The 23332-nt window shown below is 72.8% G+C and carries 16 protein-coding genes; 7 read left to right on the top strand and 9 right to left on the bottom strand.

All coding sequences use genetic code 11. The features are described from left to right. Nucleotides 1-26: 26 nt before the first annotated feature. Both ftsX and ftsE read right to left on the bottom strand, forming a co-directional pair. On the bottom strand, nucleotides 27-947 hold the full coding sequence (ftsX, locus tag ACQPZG_RS21780; protein ID WP_185031710.1) for a permease-like cell division protein FtsX: 921 nt from the start codon (nucleotides 945-947) through the stop codon (nucleotides 27-29). Nucleotides 948-957: 10 nt separating this feature from the next. Next, nucleotides 958-1647, bottom strand: coding sequence for a cell division ATP-binding protein FtsE (gene ftsE / locus ACQPZG_RS21775; RefSeq protein WP_433547409.1), 690 nt, complete (start codon nucleotides 1645-1647; stop codon nucleotides 958-960). Nucleotides 1648-1913: 266 nt separating this feature from the next. Here ftsE and ACQPZG_RS21770 point away from each other — a divergent pair, with 266 nt between their 5' ends. Continuing rightward, nucleotides 1914-2108 carry a hypothetical protein gene (locus ACQPZG_RS21770; protein WP_433547408.1) on the top strand — a complete coding sequence of 65 codons (195 nt, stop codon included), beginning with the start codon at nucleotides 1914-1916 and terminating at the stop codon, nucleotides 2106-2108. A 183-nt stretch (nucleotides 2109-2291) separates the two neighbouring features. On the opposite strand, the gene ACQPZG_RS21765 is transcribed toward ACQPZG_RS21770, so the two are convergent. The 5 genes from ACQPZG_RS21765 to ACQPZG_RS21745 all read right to left on the bottom strand — a co-directional run bounded on the left by ACQPZG_RS21765 (nucleotide 2292) and on the right by ACQPZG_RS21745 (nucleotide 8234). Further along, a complete protein-coding gene (locus ACQPZG_RS21765; RefSeq protein WP_433547407.1) occupies nucleotides 2292-2750 on the bottom strand; it encodes a hypothetical protein in 459 nt (152 codons plus the stop codon). Further along, complete coding sequence (locus ACQPZG_RS21760) at nucleotides 2747-3007, bottom strand: hypothetical protein (RefSeq protein ID WP_433547406.1); 261 nt, start codon at nucleotides 3005-3007, stop codon at nucleotides 2747-2749. Before ACQPZG_RS21760 ends, ACQPZG_RS21765 begins: the two co-directional genes overlap by 4 nt. Before the next feature lie 658 nt (nucleotides 3008-3665). Continuing rightward, entirely contained in the window at nucleotides 3666-4772 is a 1107-nt protein-coding gene (prfB, locus tag ACQPZG_RS21755) for a peptide chain release factor 2 (RefSeq protein ID WP_433547405.1), read from the bottom strand. 302 nt (nucleotides 4773-5074) lie between these two features. Beyond that, nucleotides 5075-6331: a serine/threonine-protein kinase gene (locus ACQPZG_RS21750; RefSeq protein WP_433547404.1), complete on the bottom strand. Its 1257-nt coding sequence runs from the start codon at nucleotides 6329-6331 to the stop codon at nucleotides 5075-5077. A gap of 172 nt (nucleotides 6332-6503) precedes the next feature. Further along, a complete protein-coding gene (locus ACQPZG_RS21745; RefSeq protein ID WP_433547403.1) occupies nucleotides 6504-8234 on the bottom strand; it encodes a serine/threonine-protein kinase in 1731 nt (576 codons plus the stop codon). A gap of 491 nt (nucleotides 8235-8725) precedes the next feature. Between ACQPZG_RS21745 and ACQPZG_RS21740 the strand changes: the two genes are divergently transcribed. From ACQPZG_RS21740 to ACQPZG_RS21720, 5 genes are all read left to right on the top strand, one after another. Beyond that, nucleotides 8726-12493 (top strand): FtsK/SpoIIIE domain-containing protein, encoded by a 3768-nt coding sequence (locus tag ACQPZG_RS21740; protein ID WP_433547402.1) that lies wholly within the window; start codon nucleotides 8726-8728, stop codon nucleotides 12491-12493. 188 nt (nucleotides 12494-12681) lie between these two features. Next, entirely contained in the window at nucleotides 12682-14115 is a 1434-nt protein-coding gene (locus tag ACQPZG_RS21735; protein ID WP_433547401.1) for an ABC transporter substrate-binding protein, read from the top strand. A gap of 4 nt (nucleotides 14116-14119) precedes the next feature. Continuing rightward, on the top strand, nucleotides 14120-15475 hold the full coding sequence (locus ACQPZG_RS21730) for a carbohydrate ABC transporter permease (protein ID WP_433547400.1): 1356 nt from the start codon (nucleotides 14120-14122) through the stop codon (nucleotides 15473-15475). Next, nucleotides 15472-16353 (top strand): carbohydrate ABC transporter permease, encoded by an 882-nt coding sequence (locus ACQPZG_RS21725; RefSeq protein WP_433547399.1) that lies wholly within the window; start codon nucleotides 15472-15474, stop codon nucleotides 16351-16353. The genes ACQPZG_RS21730 and ACQPZG_RS21725 overlap by 4 nt, the downstream gene beginning before the upstream one ends. A 213-nt stretch (nucleotides 16354-16566) precedes the next feature. Then, complete coding sequence (locus tag ACQPZG_RS21720; RefSeq protein ID WP_433547398.1) at nucleotides 16567-19401, top strand: CDP-glycerol glycerophosphotransferase family protein; 2835 nt, start codon at nucleotides 16567-16569, stop codon at nucleotides 19399-19401. Nucleotides 19402-19481: 80 nt separating this feature from the next. Here ACQPZG_RS21720 and ACQPZG_RS21715 read toward each other — a convergent pair whose 3' ends face one another. After that, nucleotides 19482-20318, bottom strand: a complete 837-nt coding sequence (locus tag ACQPZG_RS21715) for a TylF/MycF/NovP-related O-methyltransferase (protein WP_433547397.1) — start codon at nucleotides 20316-20318, stop codon at nucleotides 19482-19484. Between the two features lie 586 nt (nucleotides 20319-20904). Beyond that, on the bottom strand, nucleotides 20905-21633 hold the full coding sequence (locus ACQPZG_RS21710) for a methyltransferase domain-containing protein (RefSeq protein WP_185031685.1): 729 nt from the start codon (nucleotides 21631-21633) through the stop codon (nucleotides 20905-20907). Between the two features lie 215 nt (nucleotides 21634-21848). On the opposite strand from ACQPZG_RS21710, the gene ACQPZG_RS21705 reads away from it, so the two are divergent. Beyond that, nucleotides 21849-23135 (top strand): glycosyltransferase 87 family protein, encoded by a 1287-nt coding sequence (locus ACQPZG_RS21705; RefSeq protein ID WP_433547396.1) that lies wholly within the window; start codon nucleotides 21849-21851, stop codon nucleotides 23133-23135. The last annotated feature ends 197 nt before the right edge of the window (nucleotides 23136-23332 follow it).

Genomic DNA, 23332 nt, shown 5'->3' with positions numbered 1-23332 from the left:
GCCAGCGGCGCTCGGCAGGGGCGTAGCTACACCTTCAAGTACTTGCGCAGGGCGAAGAACGCGGCCAGCGCGGGCATCAGCAGACTGATCGCGAGGACCAGCGGAAGCTTGGTGAGGACCGCGTCCCAGCCGATGAACTGCACCAGCTCCATCTTGTCCGCCAGCGCGAGGCCGTGGTCGATGAGGAAGTACCGGCCGACGACCAGCAGCACGCAGGCGAACGCGCCGCCGATGAGTCCGGCGACCGCGGCCTCCATGATGAAGGGCGCCTGGATGTAGAAGCTCGACGCGCCCACCAGCCGCATGATGCCGGTCTCCCGCCTTCGGCTGAACGCGGACACCCGCACGGTGTTCACGATCAGCATCAGCGCAATGACGAGCATCAGGCCCATCAGGAAGAGCGCGGCGATGTTCATGCCGTCCATCAGCTCGAAGAGCTGGTCGAGGATGGAGCGCTGGTCCTCGACGGACTGCACCCCGTCACGGCCCGCGAAGGCGGTGGCCACCACCTTGTACTTCTGCGGATCCTTGAGCTTGACGCGGAAGGACTCCTGCATCTGGTCCGGCGTGATGACGTTCGCCATCGCGGTGTCGCCGAACTGCTCCTTGTAGTGCTTGAACGCCTGGTCCGCGTCCTCGTAGAAGACGCTCTCGACGACGTCCATCTTCTTCAGGTCGGTCTCGACCTGCTTCTTCTGGTCGGCGGTGACCGCGCCCTTGCCGCACTGCGGGACGCCGGTCTCCGCGTCGTTCTTGTTGCAGAAGTAGATCGAGATGTTGACCTTGTCGTACCAGAAGCTCTTCATCTCGCTGGCCTGGTCGCGCATGAGGAGCGCGCCGCCGAACAGGGCGAGGGAGAGGGCCACGGAGACGATGACGGCAAAGGTCATCGTGAGATTCCGGCGGAGACCGACACCGATCTCCGACAGGACGAACTGGGCGCGCATCGGCGTCCTTTCAGTGCTGGTAGCCGTAGACGCCGCGAGACTGGTCGCGTACGAGACGGCCCTTCTCAAGTTCGATGACGCGCTTGCGCATCTGGTCGACGATCTGCTGGTCGTGGGTCGCCATCACCACAGTGGTGCCGGTGCGGTTGATGCGGTCCAGCAGCTTCATGATGCCGACGGAGGTCTGGGGGTCGAGGTTGCCGGTCGGCTCGTCCGCGATCAGCAGCATCGGGCGGTTGACGAAGGCCCGCGCGATGGCCACGCGCTGCTGCTCACCGCCGGAGAGCTCGCCGGGCATCCGGTCCTCCTTGCCGCCGAGGCCGACCAGGTCGAGCACCTGGGGGACGGCCTTGCGGATCTCGCCGCGCTGCTTGCCGATGACCTCCTGCGCGAAGGCGACGTTCTCGGCGACGGTCTTGTTGGGCAGCAGCCGGAAGTCCTGGAAGACGCAGCCGAGCTGGCGGCGCATCTGGGGCACCTTCCAGTTGGACAGGCGCGCGAGGTCCTTGCCCAGGACGTGCACCTGCCCCTGGCTGGCGCGCTCCTCGCGCAGCAGCAGCCGGAGAAAGGTGGACTTACCGGAGCCGGAGGATCCGACCAGGAAGACGAACTCGCCCTTTTCGACCTCCAGGGAGACGTCCCGCAGCGCGGGACGGTTCTGCTTCGGGTAGGACTTGGACACGTTGTCGAATCGGATCACAGGTGCACCACGGTCGCCGGGAGTAGGTGAGCGTGACCATACGCGACCCGGCCCGACGCCCGCAGGCGGCTGCCCTCCGGTGAGGTTTTTGCTCCGGTTTGCGGGGTGGCCGAGGGTGACGGTCCGCCCCGGCCCGCGCCGATCGGGCGGCCGGCTGGCACAGTGGAGGGGAACGGATGCGTTTCCCCGGACGTTATGGGGAGAGAACGCGAAGTGTCGAGGGCGTTGCCCGGAGTGTGCGGCCGGTGACCGGAGAAGGAGAGCGCATGACCTATGACCGGTTGGTGTGCGCGAACTGCGCGGGGCCGGTGGCCGAGGGCCGCTGCCCGACGTGCCGGGCGAGCAGACAGCGCCTTGAGCAGCAGCAGAACCCGTTCTCCCAGCTCAGCCCGGCGGCGCTGGTCTCGCTGCTGGTGATACTGGTGGCGGCGATGGCGTTGGTGGCCCACCAGGCGGCTTAGCAGGCCCGTGGCCGCGATCACCCAGGGTTACGGGCGTGCGCGGGGAGCGTGGACCGTACGAGGAGGGGCCCGGGGCGCTGGAACGCGCTCCGGGCCCCTCTCGTCGTGCCGTGGTACCTGTCGTACGGAGGTCCTCGCCGGACCGGATGCCGTGTACGGGCGTCCGGCGGGCGGATCGGGCCGTCAGGCCGCGTTGCCGCCCCGGCCGCCCAGGAGGGGCAGGAAGCGGAAGGCGACGCCACCGGCGATCATCGTCGCGGCGCCGACCATGAGGAGCGTGGTGTCGCCCGCGCCGGTCGCGGCCAGCTCGTCCTTGGGCTTGGCCTGCTCGACGGGGCGGTTGGCGACGGTGTCGACGTCGGTGTTGTTGCCTCCGCTGACGGCACCGCCGCTCAGGGCCACGTCGCCGCTGCCGCCGGAGGTTCCGGGCGTCGACGGGTCGATGGTGGGCGGCGTGGAGGGGTCGGTGTCGCCACCGGTTGCGGCACCGGCGTTCGCCGCGCCGCCGTTCGCGGCACCGCCGGCCGCAGCCGCGCCACCGCCCACAGCACCACCCGTGTCGCCCGTACCACCGGCCACGGCACCGCCAGTCGCAGCACCACCGGCGGCGGTGGCGCCGCCGGCCTGCGCGCCACCGGTCACAGCAGCACCGCCCGTCGCAGCACCACCAGCCGTAGCCGCGCCACCGGCCACAGCGCCACCAGCCGCCGTACCACCAGCGGCGGTCGCCCCGCCGTTGGCCGCCGCACCGCCGGCCTCAGCGCCACCGGCAACAGCAGCGCCACCTGCCTCAGCGCCACCGGCGACAGCAGCGCCGCCCGCTTCGGCACCACCAGCGGCAGCCGCGCCGCCCGCTTCGGCACCACCCGCTTCAGCACCACCGGCGACAGCAGCGCCACCGTTCACACCGCCCGGGTCCGCGCCGCCGATCTCGCCGCCCCCGGCGGTAGCCGCACCACCGGCCGCGGCGGCACCGCCGGCGTTCGCACCGCCCGTCGGGTCGCCGTCCGCGACGTCGATTCCGGCTTCCACCTGAACCGCGCCGAGGTCGGCCTGCGCGCTTCCGTCGCTGCCGACGGCCTGGGCGACGCCCGCTGCGGTCAGCGACGCCCCTGCGGCGATCACCGCTCCCGCGGCTATGCGCGCGACGCGGACCCGCATCTTGTTGGTCATCTGGTTGCTACCCCCAGTAGCTGGCTGAGCTCTTCGAAGACTCGTCATTGGAGCTGCAATGCAGGGGCAACGGTCTTGGCGGGGATGTCAGTTCACGGGACCGCCTCATCAAGAGGCCGCCCGCTCGCCCCCGTTCACACCCGCCCCAGACATACGCATGCTGCCCGTCACACTCCCTCAGCCATAAGAATGACGTCAAGGTCGTTCCGACCGCGATGCCGCATTTACGATCACTTGCCCGCCCGATGTGCACAGCCTTGTGACATGTCCGACGGCCGCTCCCGGAACGCGAGCGCACGCGAACGCGCCGACGTCCCTCGGGGGGACGCCGACGCGCTCGTCGTCAGGGGGCCGCCGTACGGCAGCCGCGTGGTGCGGTCGGTGCTACTTCTCCTGCTGCTTGCGCCAGCGGATGCCGGCCTCCAGGAAGCCGTCGATCTCTCCGTCGAGGACCGACTGCGGGTTGCCGACCTCGAACTCCGTACGCAGGTCCTTGACCATCTGGTACGGGTGCAGGACGTACGAACGCATCTGGTTGCCCCAGGAGTTGCCGCCGTCGCCCTTGAGGGCGTCCATCGCGGCCTGCTCCTCCTGGCGGCGGCGCTCCAGGAGCTTCGCCTGGAGGACGTTCATGGCGCTCGCCTTGTTCTGGATCTGGGAGCGCTCGTTCTGGCAGGAGACGACGATGCCGGTCGGGGTGTGCGTCAGGCGCACCGCCGAGTCGGTCGTGTTGACGCCCTGGCCGCCGGGACCGGACGCGCGGTACACGTCGACGCGCAGCTCCGTCTCGTCGATGTCGATGTGGTCGGTCTTCTCGACGACCGGCAGCACCTCGACGCCCGCGAAGGACGTCTGACGGCGACCCTGGTTGTCGAACGGCGAGATGCGCACCAGACGGTGCGTGCCCTGCTCGACGGAGAGGGTGCCGTAGGCGTACGGGGCCTTGACGACGAACGTGGTCGACTTGATGCCGGCCTCTTCGGCGTACGACGTCTCGTAGACCTCGGTGGAGTAGTTGTGCCGCTCCGCCCAGCGGAGGTACATGCGCTGGAGGCGCTCGGCGAAGTCGGAGGCGTCGACGCCGCCCGCTTCGGCGCGGATGTTGACGAGGGCCTCGCGCTCGTCGTACTCGCCGGAGAGGAGGGTACGGACCTCCATCTCGTCCAGCGCCTTGCGCACCGACACGAGCTCGGCCTCGGCCTCGGCGAGGGCGTCCGCGTCGTCCTCGTCGGCGGCGAGCTCGAACATGAGCGCGACGTCGTCGATCCTGCCGCGCAGGGTCTCGGTCTTGCGGAGCTCGGCCTGGAGGTGGGAGAGCTTACTGGTGATCTTCTGGGCGGCGTCGGGATCGTCCCACAGGGACGGCGCCGCGGCCTGCTCTTCGAGCACGGCGATGTCGGCCCTCATCCTGTCGAGGTCCAGGACGGCCTCGATCGACCCCATGGTCGAGGAGAGGGACTTCAGCTCTTCGGATACATCGACGACTGCCACGTGCACCAGCGTAACCGGTACGGGATCCGACCCCACCCGGCCGGTGGCTCCTGCGGTGCGGGGCCGCACGTCGGCACCTCGGGCGGCGGAGCACTCCCGCCCCCGGGCCTCTCGGGCGACGGTGCCGCCCCGGGGACGCGGGGGTGTCTCCCTGCACGAGCGAAACCGAGTGCTGAGGGGAGGGCGGGCGAGGGGGCGGCCCCCACCGGAGGCGCACCCCCTCGCCCCTGCGCCCGCCCCGGATTCCGTACACCCACCCGCACCCCTACGGCCGCCCGGCCTCCGTACACCCACCCGCACCCCTACGGCCGCACCGGCGCCGTCCGGCTCGTCCCCGGCCCCGGCTCCTGGCCGTCCTCCCCGGAGGACGACGCCACCAGCCACCCGCCCACACCCACCGCGGCCAGCAGCCCGACCCCCAGGGTCGTCATGATCAGCCGTCGTCGGCGCACCTCGGACCGGTGCCGGGCGGACCCCGGCCGCCGGTCGTTCGGGTTGCGCGGCACCCGTGCCGTTCCCAGCGGTCCGCCGGCCAGTTCGTCCGGTGCCGGTACCCGCATCGAGGTGTGGGTGTCCCGGTTGGAGTCGGCGGTGGAGCCGGGGACGAGCGGCACGGCGCCCCGCCGCGGCGGCGCGGGCGTGCCCCGGCCCTCGTCGTACGCGGGCGCTTCCTGGGGCGCGGAGCTCTCGGATCCGCTCCCGGTGTCCGGCTCGTCCACGTCCAGCGGAGGCATCCCGGCCAGCGACGGCAGCTGTTCGCGCAGCCCGGCGGCCAGCTCGGAGGCGCGCAGCCGCGACGCCGGCGCCTTGGCCAGGCACTGCACGATGAGCTGCCACAGCTCCTCCGGGATGCCCGGCAGCGGAACGACCGTCTCCGTGACGTGCCTGCGCAGCACCGCGCCCGGGTGTCCTCCGCCGAACGGGGTGAAGCCCGCCAGCAGCTCGTACAGCACGGTGGCCAGGGCGTAGATGTCGACGGCGGCGCGCGGCGGCAGGCCCTCGACGATCTCCGGGGCCAGGTAGTCGGGCGTACCGATGATCTTCGTGGCCTTGGTGCGGCGCGGGGTGTCGATCAGCTTGGCGACGCCGAAGTCGGTGAGGAGGGCGGGGTGGGCGCCGCCGGGACCGAGCGGGCCCTGCATGTCCAGCAGGACGTTCTCGGGCTTGACGTCGCGGTGCACGATCTGGGCCGCGTGGGCCGCGGCCAGTCCGTCGGCGATGTCCGCGGCGATGGCGACGGCGGCCTCGGGGGCCAGCCGGCGCTCGCGGTCGAGGCGGGTGCGCAGGTCGGTGCCCCGCACCAGGTCCATGACGAGGGCGAGGTCGTTGCCGTCGACGACGAGGTCACGGACGGAGACGACGTGCGGGTGGTCGAGTTTGAGGAGGGCGGTGCGCTCCTGGACGAACCGTCCGACCAGTTCCTGGTCGGACGAGAGGTCCTCGCGCAGCATCTTGATGGCGACGGGGCCCTCGGGTCCCTCGCCCAGCCACACCGTGCCCGCGCTGCCTCGCCCGAGGATCTGGTGGGCGGTGTACCGGCTGCCGATTTTCCGTGCCAAGACTGCTCCCTCAGCGGCTGGCGTCGGCCCTCAAAGTACGCCGCCGACGGAGCGTTGCATGCCCAGGATGGCCCGTGCGCGGCGTCATTCCGTACTTCCGGGGGCGAAATCGGTGTGGATTTCGCCCCCGGAAGTCGACTTATCGGTCTTACGGCGTGCCGACCGGGGCCGGTTACGGAGTGGAGCCGACCAGCCCCTCGACGAAGTTCTTGATGTCGGTGAACCAGTCGCCGATCTGCTCGAAGAAGCCCTTCGTGGTGCCGATCCACTCCTGGAGCGGCGTCAGCTCCCAGATCAGCCAGCCCGCGACGAACAGCAGAACGAGCGTGAACAGACAGCCCTTGAGACAGCCGAGGCCGGGGATCCGCATCGGATTGGCGCTGCGGCGGCGCGGCTCGCGGGGCGGCCGGGGTTCGCGCGGCGGCCGGGGCTCGCGCGGGGCGGGGGCCTGGGGCTGCTGGGGCTGTGGCGGCGGGGGCGCGTACCGCTGCTGCGGGGGCGGCGGCTGCGGTTGGCGGTGCTGGGGTGCGTACTGCTGCTGTTGCTGCGGCGGCGGTGGCTGACGGCGCTGCTGCTGCCGCTGGGGCGGACGCTGCGGCTGGGGCTGCTGGGGCTGCTGGGACGGCTGCTGCGGCTGGCGCTGCGGGCGGCGGCGCAGCGGGTCCTGGCTCGGGTCCAGGTACTGCACCTGGGTCTGCTCGTTGCGGTCGCGGACCTGGCGCAGCTGGTTCTGCCAGGGGTGCGGGTCCTCGGGGCCGGTCCCGGCGGGCGGGCCCGCGGGCGTGCCGGCCGGGCGCGGGGGCACCGGCGGCAGGACGGCGGTGGGGTCGGCCGCGCCGTGCGGGCCGCCGTGACCGCCCTGGCCGTGGCCCGCGCCGGTCTGGGGCAGCACGCTGGTGGCGGCGCCCGGGTCGTACGAGCCGGCGTTGCTCGGCAGCACCTGGGTCGGGTCGGCGTCGCCGGACGCGCCGGTGTCGGGTACGGGCGCGGGTGCCGGGTCGGGGGCGAGCAGCGCGCCGACCCCCAGGGCGGCCTCGACCTGGGCCGACGTGGAGTGCACACCGATGCCGGCGGCGACGGTGCGCAGGGCGCGGGCCAGGTTCTCGGCGCTGGGCCGCTCGTCGGGCTCCTTGCGCAGGCAGCGCTCGATGACCGTCCACAGCGGTTCGGGGACGGTGGTGGGCCGGCGCGGCTCCTCGCTGAGATGGCGGTGCAGCACTTCGAGCGCGGTGCCGCCCGCGAACGGGGGCCTGCCGGTGAGCAGTTCGTACAGCAGGATGCCCGCGCCGTAGATGTCGACGGCGGAGGTCTGCGGACGGCCCTCGGCGGACTCCGGCGCGACGTAGGCCGGCGTGCCGACGAACTCGTGGGTGCGGGTGAGGCCCGGGGAGTCCGCGAGGCGGGCGATGCCGAAGTCGGTGAGCATCGGGTGCATGGCGCCGTCGCGCTCGTCGAGCAGGACGTTCGCGGGCTTGAGGTCGCGGTGCACGACGCCGTCCGCGTGGCTCGCGGCGAGGGCGTCGGCGATCTGCGCGGTGAGCAGGGCGGCGGCGACCGGGGTGAGGGGGCCGTTCTCGCGGAGGTAGCGGTGCAGGTCGGGCCCGTCGATCAGGTCCATGACGAGGGCGAGGAGGTCGCCCTCGACGACGAGGTCGCGGGTGCGCACGATGTTGGGGTGCGTCAGGCGCAGCAGGACGGAGCGCTCGCGCAGGAAGCGCATCACCACGTCCGCGTCGTTCGCCAGCTCCTCCTTGAGGACCTTGATCGCGACGGTCTCGCCGGGCTGTCCCGCCACGGCCGCCTCGGCTCCCGCGGTCTCCCGCTGGCGGGCGCGCCAGACGGTGCCCGTGGCTCCGCGCCCGAGCGGCTGCTCAAGCAGGTACTTGCTGCCTACCGGCCGCACGTCTGCACTCCCTGCTGGTCGGTGACTGACCCTGATCGGTGGTTCTCGTTCCGGTTCGTTCCGGGGCGCTGCCCCCGGTCGCTTCCGGCTGGTCGCCCAACTGTAGTGCGCCGAACGGGGCACGGGCCGGACGCGCTTCCGGGGGAAGACGCATGCCTCGTACGGATGGTTGCCGCACACCCGTGCGCGGTACGTCACGGTTGTCCGCCCGTGCCCCAAGCAGGCGCTTTCCGCGCCCACCGTCGATCGTTCAAGATCACTACATGCCGGGCGGCGGGTGAATTGTCAGTGGCAGGTGCGAGGATGCCCTCAGCACACAACCATGGGGCGGGCGAGGCGGCTGAACTCCTCGGCGTCCCGCGGCGAGTGCCGACCTGTACCGGACGACGCGTCCGCGCCGGGTGGGGGGACATCGCGGGGGCGGCGGGCAGGCCGGCTCCTCCTCGGGACCCCTCCGCCGGGCGCCTCGCGCAGAAGGGACCGCTGACGCGATGCAGATCCGGCTGACCGTCCTCGCGCCGCGCAGCGGCCAGAGCAGAGGCGCCGCCACGGGCGCGCCCGTGCCCGGAGCCGCCGCGGGTACGCCCCCGGCCGCTCCCGTGGTGTGCGACGTGCTCGTCACCGCTCCCGCCGGAACGCCGCTGGCCGCGGTCTCCTCGGGCCTGGCCGCCGCGGTCCAGGGCAGGGGCGGCCCGGAGATCACGGGCACGGTGGTGGTGTACGCCGGGCGTGAGCGCCTCGACGCGCAACGGTGCGCCCTGGGCGAGCCCCCGCTGGTGGACGGGGCGGTGCTCTCGCTCCAGCACCCGGCGGACGAGGGGGCCCCCGAACTGTCCGACCGGGCGCAGCTCCAGGTGGTGGCCGGTCCCGACGCGGGCGGTGTGCACCTGCTGCACGGCGGCCGGATCCGGATCGGGCGCTCCGCCGAGGCGGAGGTCCCGCTGGACGACCCGGACGTGTCGCGGCTGCACTGCACGGTGACCCTCTCCGAGGACGGCCTGGTCACCGTCGCCGATCCCGGTTCCACGAACGGCACCACGCTGGACGGCCAGGACGTCGGCCCCCGCGAGGTCCGCCTCGCCCCGGGCGCACTGCTGCGGGTCGGCGAGTCCGCCCTGCGCCTGACGCATCCCGGCGCGCCGGAGAGCGCCCTGGCCACCGCCCCGGACGGCGAGGGGCACCTGCGGGTGAGCAGGACGACGGCCGTGCCCGCGCCCGCCGCACCCGCCGGGCGCTTCGGCGGCAGCGCCCCGCACCACCGGGTGAGCGGCCGGGCGTCCGCGGCGGGGTCCGCGCAGGGGCCGGCGACGGCCCCGACGAACGGCGGGCCGGGCCCGGCTTCGTACGGCAGCGGCGGCGCGGTGCACGGCCTGGTCCCGGGAGGACCCGGCACGGGCGGCCCCGCGCCCTTCGCCGGGACGGCCGACCGCACGCACGGAGCGGGGCAGTCCCTCGGCACGGACGAGCGCGGCGGCGACGGAGCCGCTCCCGCGGGTCCCGGCGGCCGGGGCACGGACACCGGGTTCCCCGGCGTCTCCCCCGCCGCGGCTGCGGGCACCGCGCCGGACGCGCCCAAACGGCGCGGCGGCATAGGGGGTTGGGCGCGCCGGCTGGCGGGCGGCCGGACCGGGACGACGCACGACGACGCCGCCCGGGGCGCGGAGCCGGTGTCCGCCCATGCCGGGAACGCCGCTCCACGCGCCGACCCGCCCGCCGGTCCCGATGCGTCCCCGGCGCCCTACGGCCGGGCGGCCGCACCGTCGGCCGTCGCCGCGGACGCCTGGCCGGACGCGGCGACGCTGCTGCTCACCGCGCTGCTGCCGGGCCCCCGGCTGTGGGAGCGCGGCCCCGGCCACCCGGAGTCCCTGGTCCTGCGGCTCGGCACCGCCGACCGGCCCACCCCGGACGGCACGGGGCTGCTGCCCGCCGTGCCGGTGACGGTGGGGCTGCGCGAGGCCGGTTCGCTGGGTCTCGCCGGTCCGCGCGCCCGGCTGACCGGACTGGCGCGTTCCGTGGTGGCGCAGCTCGCCGCCCTGCACTCCCCCACCGACCTGGAGATCGTCCTGCTCAGCGCGGACCGCGCTCGTCCTGCCGAGGACCGGATCCGGGAGTGGGGCTGGCTGGGCTGGCTGCCGCACCTGCGTCCTGCGCACGGCCAGGACTGCCGCCTGCTCCTCGCGTACGACCGGGAGCAGGCGTCCGCGCGCGTGGCGGAACTCCTGCGCCGTACGGAGGAAGGTCCGCTGGAGCCGGGCGGGCCGCGCACGGTGGTGATCGTCGACGGCGACCCCGGCTCGGCGGGCCTGCGCGAGTCGGTCGCCCGCCTGGCGGCGCACGGCGCGGCACACGGCATCCACCTGCTCTGTCTCGCCGAGACGGCCGCCGCGTCCCCGCTCTCCCCGGTGGAGGCGACGTACGGAGCGGCCTGCGCGGCGGCTCCCGCGTTCCGCGAGTGCGGGGCCGCGGCGCTGCTGAGCGGGGACGTGGCCACTGCGGTACGGGTGCTGCGCACGGCGGGCGGCCACAGCGCGGGGCACGGCACGCTCGCCGCGGTGGACGCGGTGTCGGCCGCGTGGGCGGAGCGCTTCGCGCGGGCGCTGGCCCCGCTGCGCACGGACACGGCGGACGCCGGCGCCGGCCTCGGGTCGGACGGCAGCCGTGCGGGCGCCAGGCCGGGGCGGCTGTCGGCCGCGGTCCTGCCCCCGACGGCCCGGCTCCTGGACGAGCTGGGCCTGGCGAGGGCCACCCCCGCCTCGCTGATGGCCCGTTGGGCCGCCGCGGCCGACGACGGGCAGGTGCCGGGCGCCACGCGCGCGTGGGCGGTGCTCGGCGCGGGACCGCGCGGTCCGGTCTGCGCGGACCTGGCGACCGACGGCCCGCACCTGCTGATCGAGGGCCCCGCGGGCAGTGGCCGCACGGAGCTGCTGCGTACGGCGGCGGCCTCGCTGTCCGCGGCGGCGCGCCCGGACCGGCTCGGCCTGGTCCTTGTCGACGGTGCGGGCGGCGAACGCGGCGACGGGCTGCGCGCCTGCACGGAACTGCCGCACGTCGCCACCCACCTGGTGGCCTCCGACCCGGTTCGCATGCGGGAGTTCGCGCAGGCGCTGGGGGCCGAGCTGAAGCGCCGCGACGAGCTCCTGGGCGGCCTGCACTTCGCCGACTGGCACGCGGGCCGTCCGCAGGGCGCGGTCGCCGCCGGTGGCGCCGAGGACGTCGCGGAACGGCTGGTGACCCAGCGCCGCACCCCCTCCTCCGACGCCCGCCGGGCGGACGTCCCGGCCGCCCGGAGCGCCCCCGTGCACCCGGGTCACGGCCCCCAGGGCGCTTCGCGGGCGGACCAGGCGTCCGGCACGCACCTCCTCGACAGCCCGAGCAGCGACAGCCGTCCGGTGAACGGCGGTCACGGAGCCCGCACCGCTGCCTCCGGGCGGCCCGGTCCCGGGACGCACCCCGCCGCCGCTCCCCGCAGTCCCGAGCCCGCCCCGTACGGGCAGCCCGGCGACCCGTACGCCGCCCTCGGCACGCAGCGCGGGGAGGCGCGAGGGGGTGCGGCCGGCCGCGAGAGCGGTCCGGACCGTGGCGCCGGAAGTCTCCCGCGGCCCCGCACGGATCCGCGGGCCGACATCGAGGCCCCGGGCACCGGCACACTGCGGCTGCGCCCCGCCGCCTCCCGCGAGCGGGAGCGGCAGGCAGCGGCGCAGGCCGGCAGCGGGCCGTCGCCGCTGCCCCGGCTGGTGGTCCTCGTCGACGATCTCGACGCACTGGTGGCCCCGGCCCTGGGCAGCCCCGGCCGGCCATCGGCGGGTTCCGTCGTACGGGCGCTGGAGGCTGTGGCCCGGCACGGCGAGCGGCTGGGGGTGCACCTGGTGGCCGCCTCGGCGCGCCCCGACCGCACGGCCGACACCGAACTGGCGCGGGGGGAGCGGCTGCTGCGGGTGGTCCTCGACCCGCAGCCGGTCGCGCCCGCGCCGGAGGAGCCCGCCCCAGGCCGCGGCCGGCTGCTGCACCCGGACGGCACGGTGACGCCGTTCCAGGGCGGCCGGGTCACCGGGCGCATCCCCCGCACGGCCACCCAGCGGCCCACCGTCGTCCCGCTGGAGTGGGAGCGGATGGGTGATCCGCCGACCCGCCGCCCGGTGCGCGAGCTGGGCAACGGGCCGACCGACCTCGCCCTGCTGGCCAGCGCCCTGGACCGCGCGGCCCGTACGGTCAACGCCGCCCCCCTGCCGCCGCTCCTGGCCCCGCAGGAGGTCCGCTGAGCGCGGCGCGCACGGACTGCGGCGGCTTGACCCGACGTCACGAGCCCATCACGAAAGGCGGGTTGACACCGACGGCCCTATTGCGGGCCACCATCGCCGGGCATAGGACTGACCCACGGCAGGTATACGGGACAGCAGGAAGCGGCGGCCGGGCCGGTCCGTACGCGCACAGGAGAGACGGGGCAGGGATGCGCACAACTCTTCACCACCGGAGGACGTCCAAGGGGAGCAGCGGGGCCGCGAGCGGCACCGGCTGGGCGGGCAGGCGGGCACGCCGGACGGCAGTCGTCTTCGCCGCGGCGGGCGCGCTCGCGCTCACCGGCTGCGGCGGCGAGGAGAAGCCGGGCGGCCCCAAGGAGACGGGCGGCGCCTCGGGCGCGACCACGGCTCCCGCCGACGCCCTCCCCCTCCCCAAGCTGGACGGCGAGAGCCTCCAGGTCATCGCAGTCTGGACCGGCGCGGAGGCCGAGAACTTCAAGAAGGTGCTCAAGGAGTTCGAGAACCGCACGGGGGCCAAGGTCACCTACGTGCCGACGCAGGACGCCATGCTGACGTACCTCGGCTCGAAGATCTCCGGCGGCACTCCCCCGGACGTGGCGCTGCTCCAGCAGCCGGGCGCGCTCAAGCAGGCCGTGGCGAAGAAGTGGCTGAAGCCGCTCGACAGCGCCACCCAGGCCCAGTTGGACAAGAACTACACCAAGGGCTGGAAGGACATCGCGGCCGTCGACGGCACCCAGTACGGGGTGTACTACAAGGCCGCCAACAAGTCGCTGATCTGGTACAACACCAAGGTCTTCGAGAACGCGGGCGCCACCGAGCCGAAGACCTGGCCGGAGTTCCTGAAGACCGCGGAGACGATCTCCCAGTCCGGCGTCACCCCGGTCTCGGTCGGCGGTTCGGACGGCTGGACGCTCACCGACTGGTTCGAGAACGTCTACCTCTCGCAGGCGGGCCCGGAGAAGTACGACCAGCTCGCCCAGCACAGGATCAAGTGGACCGACCCGTCCGTGAAGGAGGCGCTGACCACCCTCGGCCAGCTCTTCGGCAAGGAGAACTACCTGGTCGGCGGTGCGAAGGGTGCGGTCGGCACGCCGTTCCCGAAGTCCGTGGAGCAGGTCTTCACCGGTGGCGAGACCCCCAAGGGCGCCATGGTGTTCGAGGGCGACTTCGTCGCGGTGAACATCGGTCAGACCAAGGCCGAACTGGGCACGGATGCCAAGGTGTTCCCGTTCCCCGCGGTCGGGGCGGAGTCCCCGGTGGTGACCGGCGGCGACGTCGCGGTGGCGCTGAAGGACACCAAGGCGGCCAAGGCCCTGATGACGTTCCTGGCGTCCACCGACGCGGCGCAGATCTCCGCGGGGGCCGGCGGGTTCCTCTCGCCGAACAAGTCCGTGGACCCGTCCGCGTACCCGAACGACACGTTGCGCGACATCGCCAAGTCCCTGATCGACGCGGGCGACGACTTCCGTTTCGACATGTCGGACCAGGCGCCGCAGTCGTTCGGCGGGACGCCCGGCAAGGGCGAGTGGAAGATCCTCCAGGACTTCCTGCGCAACCCGAAGGACGTCGCGGGCACGCAGCAGAAGCTGGAGACCGAAGCGGCCGCGGCGTACAAGAACTGACGCCGTGAGCTCAGCGACCGCGGGGGGTGCGGCGAGCGTGACGCCGCCCCCCGCCGCACCGGACAAACGCAAGAGCGTGACAGGCACACGCAAACTGGTCGCGATCAGCTTCCTGCTGCCCGCGCTGGTCCTGCTGGGCGCGCTCGTGGTCTACCCGATCGGGTACTCGGTCTACCGCAGCCTCTTCGACAAGTCGGGCGCGGGCTTCGTGGGCCTCGACAACTACCTCACGCTCTTCAGCGACCCCACCATCTTCACCGCGATCAAGAACAACCTGATCTGGGTGGTCGTCGCCCCGACCGTCTCCACCGCGCTCGGACTGATCTTCGCCGTGCTCACCGAACGGGTGCGCTGGGGAACCGCGTTCAAGCTGATCGTGTTCATGCCGATGGCGATCTCGATGCTCGCCTCGGGCATCATCTTCCGGCTGGTGTACGAGCAGGACCCGGACCGGGGGGTGGCCAACGCGGCCTGGGTGACGGTGCACGACACGTTCGTCGAGTCGTCCGGCTTCCCCAAGGCCCGACCGCTGCCGGTGCACCCGCTGAAGGCCGCGGGCGGCGGCGCGTACGTGACCAAGGAGCCGGTACGGGCCGGAACCCCGGTCAGTCTGCCGCTGATCGGCGTCCCGCCCGCGCAGATGCCCAAGGACGCCGCTCCCGCCAAGGCTCCGGCCCCCGCCGCCGACCGGATCACCGGAACGGCGTGGCTGGACTTCACCAAGGGCGGCGGCGGCAAGCCGAACACCATCGACAGCAAGGAGTCCGGCCTGAAGGGCCTCAAGATCGAGGCGATCAAGGACGGCCAGGTCGTCGAGTCCACGAAGGCGGCGGCGGACGGCACCTTCTCGCTCTCCTCGAAGGCGGACGGGGCCGAACTGAAGCTGCCCGCGAGCAACTTCCGCGAGCAGTACAACGGCGTCAACTGGCTGGGGCCCCACGTGGTGACGCCGGCCATCATCGGCTCGTACGTCTGGATGTGGGCGGGCTTCGCGATGGTGCTGATCGCGGCCGGGCTGGCGAGCCTGCCGCGTGAACTCCTGGAGGCGGCACGGGTGGACGGCGCCAACGAGTGGCAGGTGTTCCGCCGGATCACCGTGCCCATGCTGGCACCGGTCCTCGCGGTGGTGACGGTCACGCTGATGATCAACGTGCTGAAGATCTTCGACCTGGTGTTCATCATCGCGCCGGGCGACTCGCTGGACGACGCGAACGTGCTCGCGCTCCAGCTCTACCAGTCGTCGTTCGGCAGCGACGCCGATCTCGGCCTCGGCAGCGCCATCGCGGTGTTCCTGCTGCTCCTGGTGATTCCGGTGATGCTCTTCAATATCCGGCGCATGCGGAAGGAGCAGGGCCGATGACATCCGCCGCCGAATCCGTGAAGGCCAAACGGTCCCTTCCCGCACGCGTCGCGGCCATGGCGGGCGGCGGCCTGCTGCGGGTCGTCCTGGTCCTCGTCGGGCTGTTCTGGCTGATGCCGACCGTCGGGCTGCTGATCTCCTCGTTGCGCGACGCGTCCGACATCGCGGCGACCGGCTGGTGGAAGGTCTTCACCGCGCCCGCGGAGCTGACCGTCAAGAACTACGAGGCCGTCCTCCAGAACGACACCGTGATCAACTCGCTGCTGAGCACCGCCCTGATCACCGTGCCCGCGACGGTGCTGGTCGTGGTGATCGGCTCGCTCGCCGGGTACGCCTTCGCGTGGATGGACTTCCCGGGCCGCGACTGGTGGTTCATGGTCGTCGTGGGGCTGCTGGTGGTGCCGGTGCAGGTGGCACTCGTGCCGGTGGCGAAGATGTTCGGCGTCATCGGCATCTTCGAGACCACGATGGGCGTGGTCCTCTTCCACGTCGCCTTCGGCCTGCCCTTCGCGATCTTCCTCCTGCGCAACTTCTTCGCGGAGATCCCCCGCGAGCTCCTGGAGGCGGCCCGGCTCGACGGAGCGGGCGAGATACGGCTGTTCACCCGGGTCGTCATGCCGCTGGGCGGCCCGGCGATCGCCTCGCTGGGCATCTTCCAGTTCCTGTGGGTGTGGAACGACATGCTGATCGCGCTGATCTTCGCGGACGCCACCAGTCCGCCGATCACGGTGGCGCTCCAGCAGCAGGTCCGCCAGTTCGGCAACAACATCGACGTGCTCGCCCCGGGCGCGTTCGTGTCGATGGTCATCCCGCTGATCGTGTTCTTCGCGTTCCAGAAGCAGTTCGTGTCCGGCGTGATGGCGGGTGCGGTGAAGTAACCGCGACGTGTCCGCGCGACACAGGGGTGCGTGAGGGTGGTTCGGCCCGGAGCGGCCGAACCACCCTTTCGTGTCGGCTCTTTGGCGAACTTCCCCCGTATGCCGCAATCCGCGTAACCGTTTCCGCCCGTGGCCCGTTGCCGGGCAGACGGCTCACCCGCCTGCCCGGCGGAGCGCCGTCACTGTCCGCGCCGACGACCCCATGGATGTGCCGTGCCCCGGTTCAGCGTGATCGTGCCCGCTTACCAGGTCCAGGAATACCTGGAGGAGTGCCTGGACTCGGTGCTGTCCCAGTCCTTCGACGACTTCGAACTGATCGCGGTGGACGACTGTTCGCCGGACGCGTGCGGCGAGCTCATCGACGAGTACGCGTCCCGGGACCCCCGTGTGCGCCCCCTGCACCTGCCGGAGAACATCGGCCCGGGGCACGCCCGCAACCACGGCACGGGTCATGCCCGCGGCGACTACCTGCTCTTCCTTGACGGCGACGACACCCTGGCCCCCGGAGCGCTCCAGTCCGTCTCCGACCGGCTCAAGGAGACCGACTCGCCGGACGTCCTGGTCTTCGACCACGTCCGTACGTTCTGGACGGGCGAGAGCGAAAGCAACCGGTTCGCCGGGGAGCTGCACGAGGAGGGGCCCGCCTCCTTCACCCTCGCCGACCGGCCGGGTCTGCTGCGCGTCCCGATGGTCGCCTGGAACAAGGCGTACAGCAGGGAGTTCGTCGAGCGGCACGGCTTCGCCTTCCCGTCCGGCTCCTACGAGGACACCCCCTGGACGTACGCCGTCCTGATGTCGGCGGCCTCCCTCGCCACCCTCGACGAGGTGTGCGTCCGCCACCGGCACCGTCGCCGGGGCACCACCCTCGCCACCGCCTCGCTCCAGCACTTCGACCTCTTCGACCAGTACGGCCGGGTCTTCGCCTTCCTGGACTCCCGTCCGCAGCTCGCGGGGTGGCGGCCGGTCGTCTACCGCCGGATGCTGGACCACTTCGGCACCGTCCTCGCCCGGCCCGGCCGCCTTCCCCGGGGCAGCCGTGCCGAGTTCTTCCGCCGCGCCCGCGCGCATTGCCGCCAGTACCGCACCCTGGACGCGGCGAGCGCCCGTGCCCGCGGCCGTCTGCCCGCCCACCGTCGGCGCAGCACCGTCCGCGGCGCGGCAGGCACCTCACCCGCGGCGGGCACCTCACCCGCCGAAGGCTCCCGCACGACGCCGCAGGTCCCCGCAGGAGCGCTCCCGGCGCCCTCCGACCAGCACTCCCCCACCGTCGCGCCCACCGACAGCGCCACCACACCCGCCGACACCACGAGCACCGCCACCGCGAGCACGTCCGCCGGTCCCACCAGCACGTCCGCCGACACCGCTGCCGCCTCGGCCCGCACCACCACCGACCAGACCGCCGCCACCCCCACCGCCCTCCCCGACGCCGCACGCCCCGGCCGACTTTTCCGGGCCGCCCGCACCGCCCGGGGCCCCCGTACCTCCCGGGCGGCCGCACGCACCGTTCCCGGCACCGCGGCGGGCGACGCCGCGGCCCTGCGCGCCGGAGCCGCCGCCGACGCGGCCCTGCGCGCCCAGGGCCTGCTGGGCGACCCCGCCTCCCCCGCCCCCTTCGGTTCGCCCGGCGCACCCGCCGTGCCCCGCTTCGCGGCGCCCTCGCCCCGCACCCGGCTGCGGCACGCCCTCGTACGGTTCGGCGGCCACCGCACGTACCGCGCCCTGACCGCCGGCCAGGCGGCGCGCCGCGCGGCCACCCGGCGCGCCCTGGCCGTCCTGCGCACCCTGCGCGCCGCCGTCCTGCGGCTGCACTACCGCGTCCAGCTGCGGCTTCCCGTGCGCGAGGACCAGGCCGTCTTCGCCGCGTACGGGGACCGGGGGTACTCCTGCAACCCGGCCGCCATCGAGGCGAAGGTCCGCGAACTCGCCCCGCACGTCCGCACCGCGTGGATCGCCGCACCGGCCCACCAGCACACCGTCCCCCTCGGCACCCGCCGCCTGCGCCCCGGCTCGGCCGCGTACTGGAGCACGCTGGCACGCGCCAAGTACCTGGTGAACAACGGCGACTTCGACCACCGCCTGGTCAAGCGCCGCGGCCAGGTCTTCCTCCAGACCCGGCACGGCACCCCGCTGAAGTGGATGGGCCTCGACCTCCAGGACCGCCCCGCCGCGGGCACGGACTTCGGGGAACTGCTCGCGAACACCGACAAGTGGGACTACCTGCTGTCCTCCAACCGCCACTCCTCGCTCGTCTGGGGAAGGGCCTACCCCTCCGACTACGCCACCCTCGATCTCGGCTACCCCCGCAACGACGTCCTCCAGAACGCCACCGCCCAGGACGTCGCCCGCATCCGTGAATCGCTTCGCCTCCCCGAGGGCACCACCGCCGTCCTCTACGCTCCGACGCACCGCGACTACCGGCGGACCCAGCGGCTCACGCTCGACCTCGAACGCCTCGCCCGGTCCCTCGGGCCGCGGCACGTGATCCTCACCCGTGCCCACTACACAGCCAACGGGCCGCTGTACCGGCCGGGTTCCCACAGCAGCGCCCGAATCGTCGATGTGAGCGAACATCACTCGATCGAGTCACTCTGTCTCGCCGCCGACGCCCTGGTCACCGACTACTCGTCGCTGATGTTCGACTACGCCAACCTCGACCGCCCGATCGTCCTGCACATCGACGACTGGGAGGCCTACGAGGCGGCCCGCGGCACCTACTTCGACATCCGGAGCTTCCCGCCCGGCGCGATCGCCCGCAACGACGACGAACTGATCGACATCTTCCGCACCGGCCACTGGCGGGGTTCGCGTTCCGCGCAGTTGCGCGCCGCGTTCCGCGCCCGGTTCTGCCCCTACGACGACGGGCGGGCGGCCGAGCGGGTCGTGCGCCGCGTCTTCCTCGGCCAGACCGAGGACCTGCCCCGCTTCGTCCCCCTGGAGGACCGCACCCCGGCCCCCGCGCCCGGCCCGGCGCACGACGACGCCCACGACGGTGCCGTCTTCCCGCACCAGCAGGCGGTCTCCGAGCTGCTGCCGGCCGAACTGCGCTGAGGACGGCCCAACGACGAAGGAGGGGTCCCGCGGCTGCCCGCGGGACCCCTCCTCGTACCTCACGACCGCCGCACCACGTACTACGGCTTGACCGCGATGCGCCCCTCGTCCATGCGCAGCAGCAGCAACTGCTCGCCGGTCTCCTCAAGGAACTCGTCGACGGCCTGGCGCGAGCCCTGCCAGTACCCGTAGTCGTCGATCAGGAGCACACCGCCGCTCACCAGGCGCGAGTACAGGTGTTGCAGCTCGTGCTTGGTGGAGGCGTACCAGTCGGTGTCCAAACGGAGGATCGCGATCTGCTCCGGGGCCTCGCCCGGAACGGTGTCCTCGACCTTGCCCTGCACGTAGTGGACGCGCTTCTCGGGATAGGGCACCTTCTCGAACCCGGACTTGACGTCGTCCAGGGTGGCGACGGCCCAGATCGGCCGGTCCTTGCCCTGGATGTCGAGGAGTTCCTGCGCGGACCTGCCGTCCAGGCGCTTGTCCTCCTCGGTGGGCGGCGTCATGCCCTCGAAGGTGTCGAAGAGGTACAGCTCGCGGTCGTCGACACCCTCCGCGAGCAGGGTCTTCGCACAGGCCTGCATGCTGCCGCCACGCCACACACCGCACTCCACGACCGCGCCGGGAATGTTGTGCTTCACGATGTGCCGGGTGGCCAGGATGAAGGCGTTGAGCCGCTCGGGCGAGGTCATCGAGTACGGCTTCACCGCACGGATGATGTCCTTCGCCCCCTCGTCGTAGTCCGCGGGGAACTTGATCCCGGGGCTGGGCTTGGGCTTGGGTGCTGCCGCGGGGGCGGGAACGACGGGCGCGGGGCGCGCCGCCTGACGTGGCCGTTGGCCGGGAACCGGGACGCGTCGCAGCTGGTAGCCGGTCAGTTGCTGAAGGACGCCATTCACGGCGTTACGCCATACCATGCGCACGGACAGTACGCGTTAAACCGCCTCCTCGCCTATATCTCGACAACATCGAGTTTCGTGGTTTATCGCAGGGCACACCTGCCGAGCAGGCACGTCGGGGATGCTTTGTCCGGACGTGGGGTCGCGATAAGGGCCGTGACGGCGGCCGGAGTTGCTTGTTCGTCGCTCGGATCGAGCCAATTGTTTCCGGCGGTGAATGCCTGCGGGGCACCGCTCCTCCGGGCCCGCAGGCCCGCCACCAGAGCCGTTGCACTCCTTCTGCCGGGTCCGCACACCTCACCCGTACGGCGGATGGGGCCCTACCTGCCGACTTCCGGCCACGGCTGAAAAGAATTGCCGCAAGGGTGGCCTGAAATCGACTCACCAGTGAGGCGTCCCGGTGCGAAAAGAAGCGGCGGCGTGACGGAGACGAATGTCCCGGAAGGCCGTCGCACCGCGTCCCGGCTGCTCACCGTCGCCGTTTCGCCGATGCCTCCCGTTTCGCCGTTTCCCGCGTTTCGCCGTTGCCCGCGTTTCACCGCCGCCGTCGGCCCGCGGCCGGGTCGTCTGCGGCCACCCGTCCGCGGTTGCCTCTTCGTCGCGGCTACTTCTCTCCGGCCACCGCCGGTGCCGGCACCTGCTTCGGGCGGCCCGCCAGCTCGCGGCCGGCGATCGCGCCCGGCACCGGAATGCCCTCGACCCCGCCGATGTGGTTCGCCCAGCGGATCGTCACCTCGCGGACGATCGCCCGGGAGATGCGGTACGGCAGGTGGGGGGCGAGGCGCGGCTTGCGGAAGACCCCGACGGAGTCGCCCCAGTAGGCGTGCTTGGCGTCGATGGCCTCGTAGTCGTGCCTGATGCCCTTCTTGGGCGGGAAGTCGGTGAACGCCTCGCGCAGTTCGAGCCCGCAGTACGCGGCCATCGCCCGGAAGCCGTCCGGGTAGTAGCGCCAGCAGTCCTGCGCATCGTGCGGGTTGCCGCGCGAGGGCGCGGTGATGAAGGCGTGCCCGCCGGGCCGCAGCACCCGGCCGATTTCCATGATCGAGGCCCAGAAGAACGGGATGTGCTCGAATGCCTGGCCGGAGAGGACGACGTCGGCACTCCGCGACTTCAGCGGGATGCGGTACGGATCGCTCATCACCCGGTCCACGTTCGGCCCGTCGAGCACGTCGACACCCACGTAATCGATCTTGTGGTTGGCGAGCAGTGCGCGGTGGGTCAGGCTCTGACCAGGCGAGATGCGCGAACCGAGGTCGACGACGCGGTGTCGCTTCGATACGGGCATGTACTCCTTCACGCAGAGGGCCATCTGGTCGTAAGCGGACTGGTGCATGTTCTCTCCCTGTGACGTCAGCACCAAGAGGATCTCTCAAGAGCGCTGCTTATTCACCCTCGTTGTCAACACTGAGCCACATCCGCCACACTTTCAGGCGGCGGGGCCTGCCGCCCCGAGCACGTCGAGAGGGCGAGGGCCGTCGGCCGGGGGAAACGGGCGGTGCGAAGGGCGCGGCCACCGGCCCCGGGGACGGACGTTCTAAGATCCCCGCGATGACGCCCCCGCACCTCGCTCCCAGCACCCCGGCCGCCTCCCCGGCCCCCGGGGCGCCCGTTCCCGCCCGCGCCCCTGGGCGCTCCGCCGTTCGGCTCGGCGCCGTCTGGGGCCTCACCCGGCTCCTCCAAGTGGCTCTGGTGGCCGGTCTGTTCGGGCAGGTCGGCGAGGAGATCAACGGGGAGGTCCACCGGATCTACTTCCACTGGTACGGGCAGTTGGTCACCGGTTCCTTCCCCCTCGACGACGTCATGTGGCAGTACCCGCCGGGTGCGGCGCTGGTCATCCTCTCCCCGGCCCTGCTGCCGGGCCTCAGCTACTTCCAGGCGTTCGTCGCCCTGACCCTTCTGGTCGACGCCGTCGTCGCCGTCGCGCTGGCCCGCGCCGGACGCCCTGCGAGCGGCACGCGCACACGCGCGGGCGCGTGGGTGTGGGTGGCCGGGCTGCCGCTGCTGATGCACCTGCCGCTGGTGCGCTACGACGTCCAGGTCACCGCGCTGGCGGTCCTCTCGCTGCTCGCCCTGCTGGCCTCCCGTGGGCGTCCGGTGCTGGGCGGGGCGCTGGCCGCGGTCGGCGCGCTGGTGAAGGTGTGGCCGGCCCTGGCCCTGCTGGGCACGCCCCGCGGACGTACCACCAGGGCCGCCTGGGGGTCCGCCGTCGCGTCCGCCGCCGTCCTGCTGGGGGTCCTCGCGCTGGCGTTCTCGCACACCTTCGACTTCCTGCGCCAGCAGGGCAACCGGGGGGTGCAGATCGAGTCCATGGGCGGCACGCTGCTCGCGCTCGCCCGGCTGACGGGACTGCCGCAGGAGGGCGCCCACCGAGTCGAATACCGGTACGGGGCCATGGAGTTCGTCGGTCCGCACGTCTCGGCCGTCGCGCAGGCCTCGCTGCTGCTGACGGCGCTCGCCTTCTGCTGGCTGCTGCTCTGGCGGGTGCGGGCGCGGCGGTGGCACGCGGCGACCGTCTGCGACGCCGCCCTGTGCGCGGTGCTGCTCTTCGTCGTCACCAGCCGGGTGATCAGTCCGCAGTACATGATCTGGCTGATCGGCCTGGCCGCGGTCTGTCTCACCGTGCGGCAGACCACGCAACGCCCCGTCGCTGTCCTCCTGCTGGCGGCCGCCGCCGTCAGCACCCTGGCCTACCCGCTGGCGTACGGGCACGTCAGCGCGAGCACCGCGTACGGCTGCCTGCTCATGGTCGTACGCAACGGGCTCCTGCTGGCCGCCGCGCTGTGCTCGTGCCGCCGGCTCTGGCGTTCCTCGGTCGGCGCTCCCGCCGCCCCGTAACCCCCCTCGCTCGCGGGCCACGGGGCGTGCGCGGCCCTGGAGACTTCCGTGCGGGCCCGGGAGAACGCCGTGGCCGTCCGGGGCCCGGGAACACACCGGTGAGCGCCTCCCGGGCGTCCAGGCCCGCTCGGGGCGCCGTCGCCCGCTCGGGGGCGGCGGCGGACGACAAGGGGGCGCCCCCACCGCCTGTACAGGTG

Origin of the sequence: Streptomyces sp. CA-294286 (assembly GCF_050947155.1) — a bacterium.
GTDB lineage: Bacteria > Actinomycetota > Actinomycetes > Streptomycetales > Streptomycetaceae > Streptomyces.
Note: the sequence above shows the minus strand (reverse complement) of the source record. Positions and strands in the feature narration are given on the sequence as shown.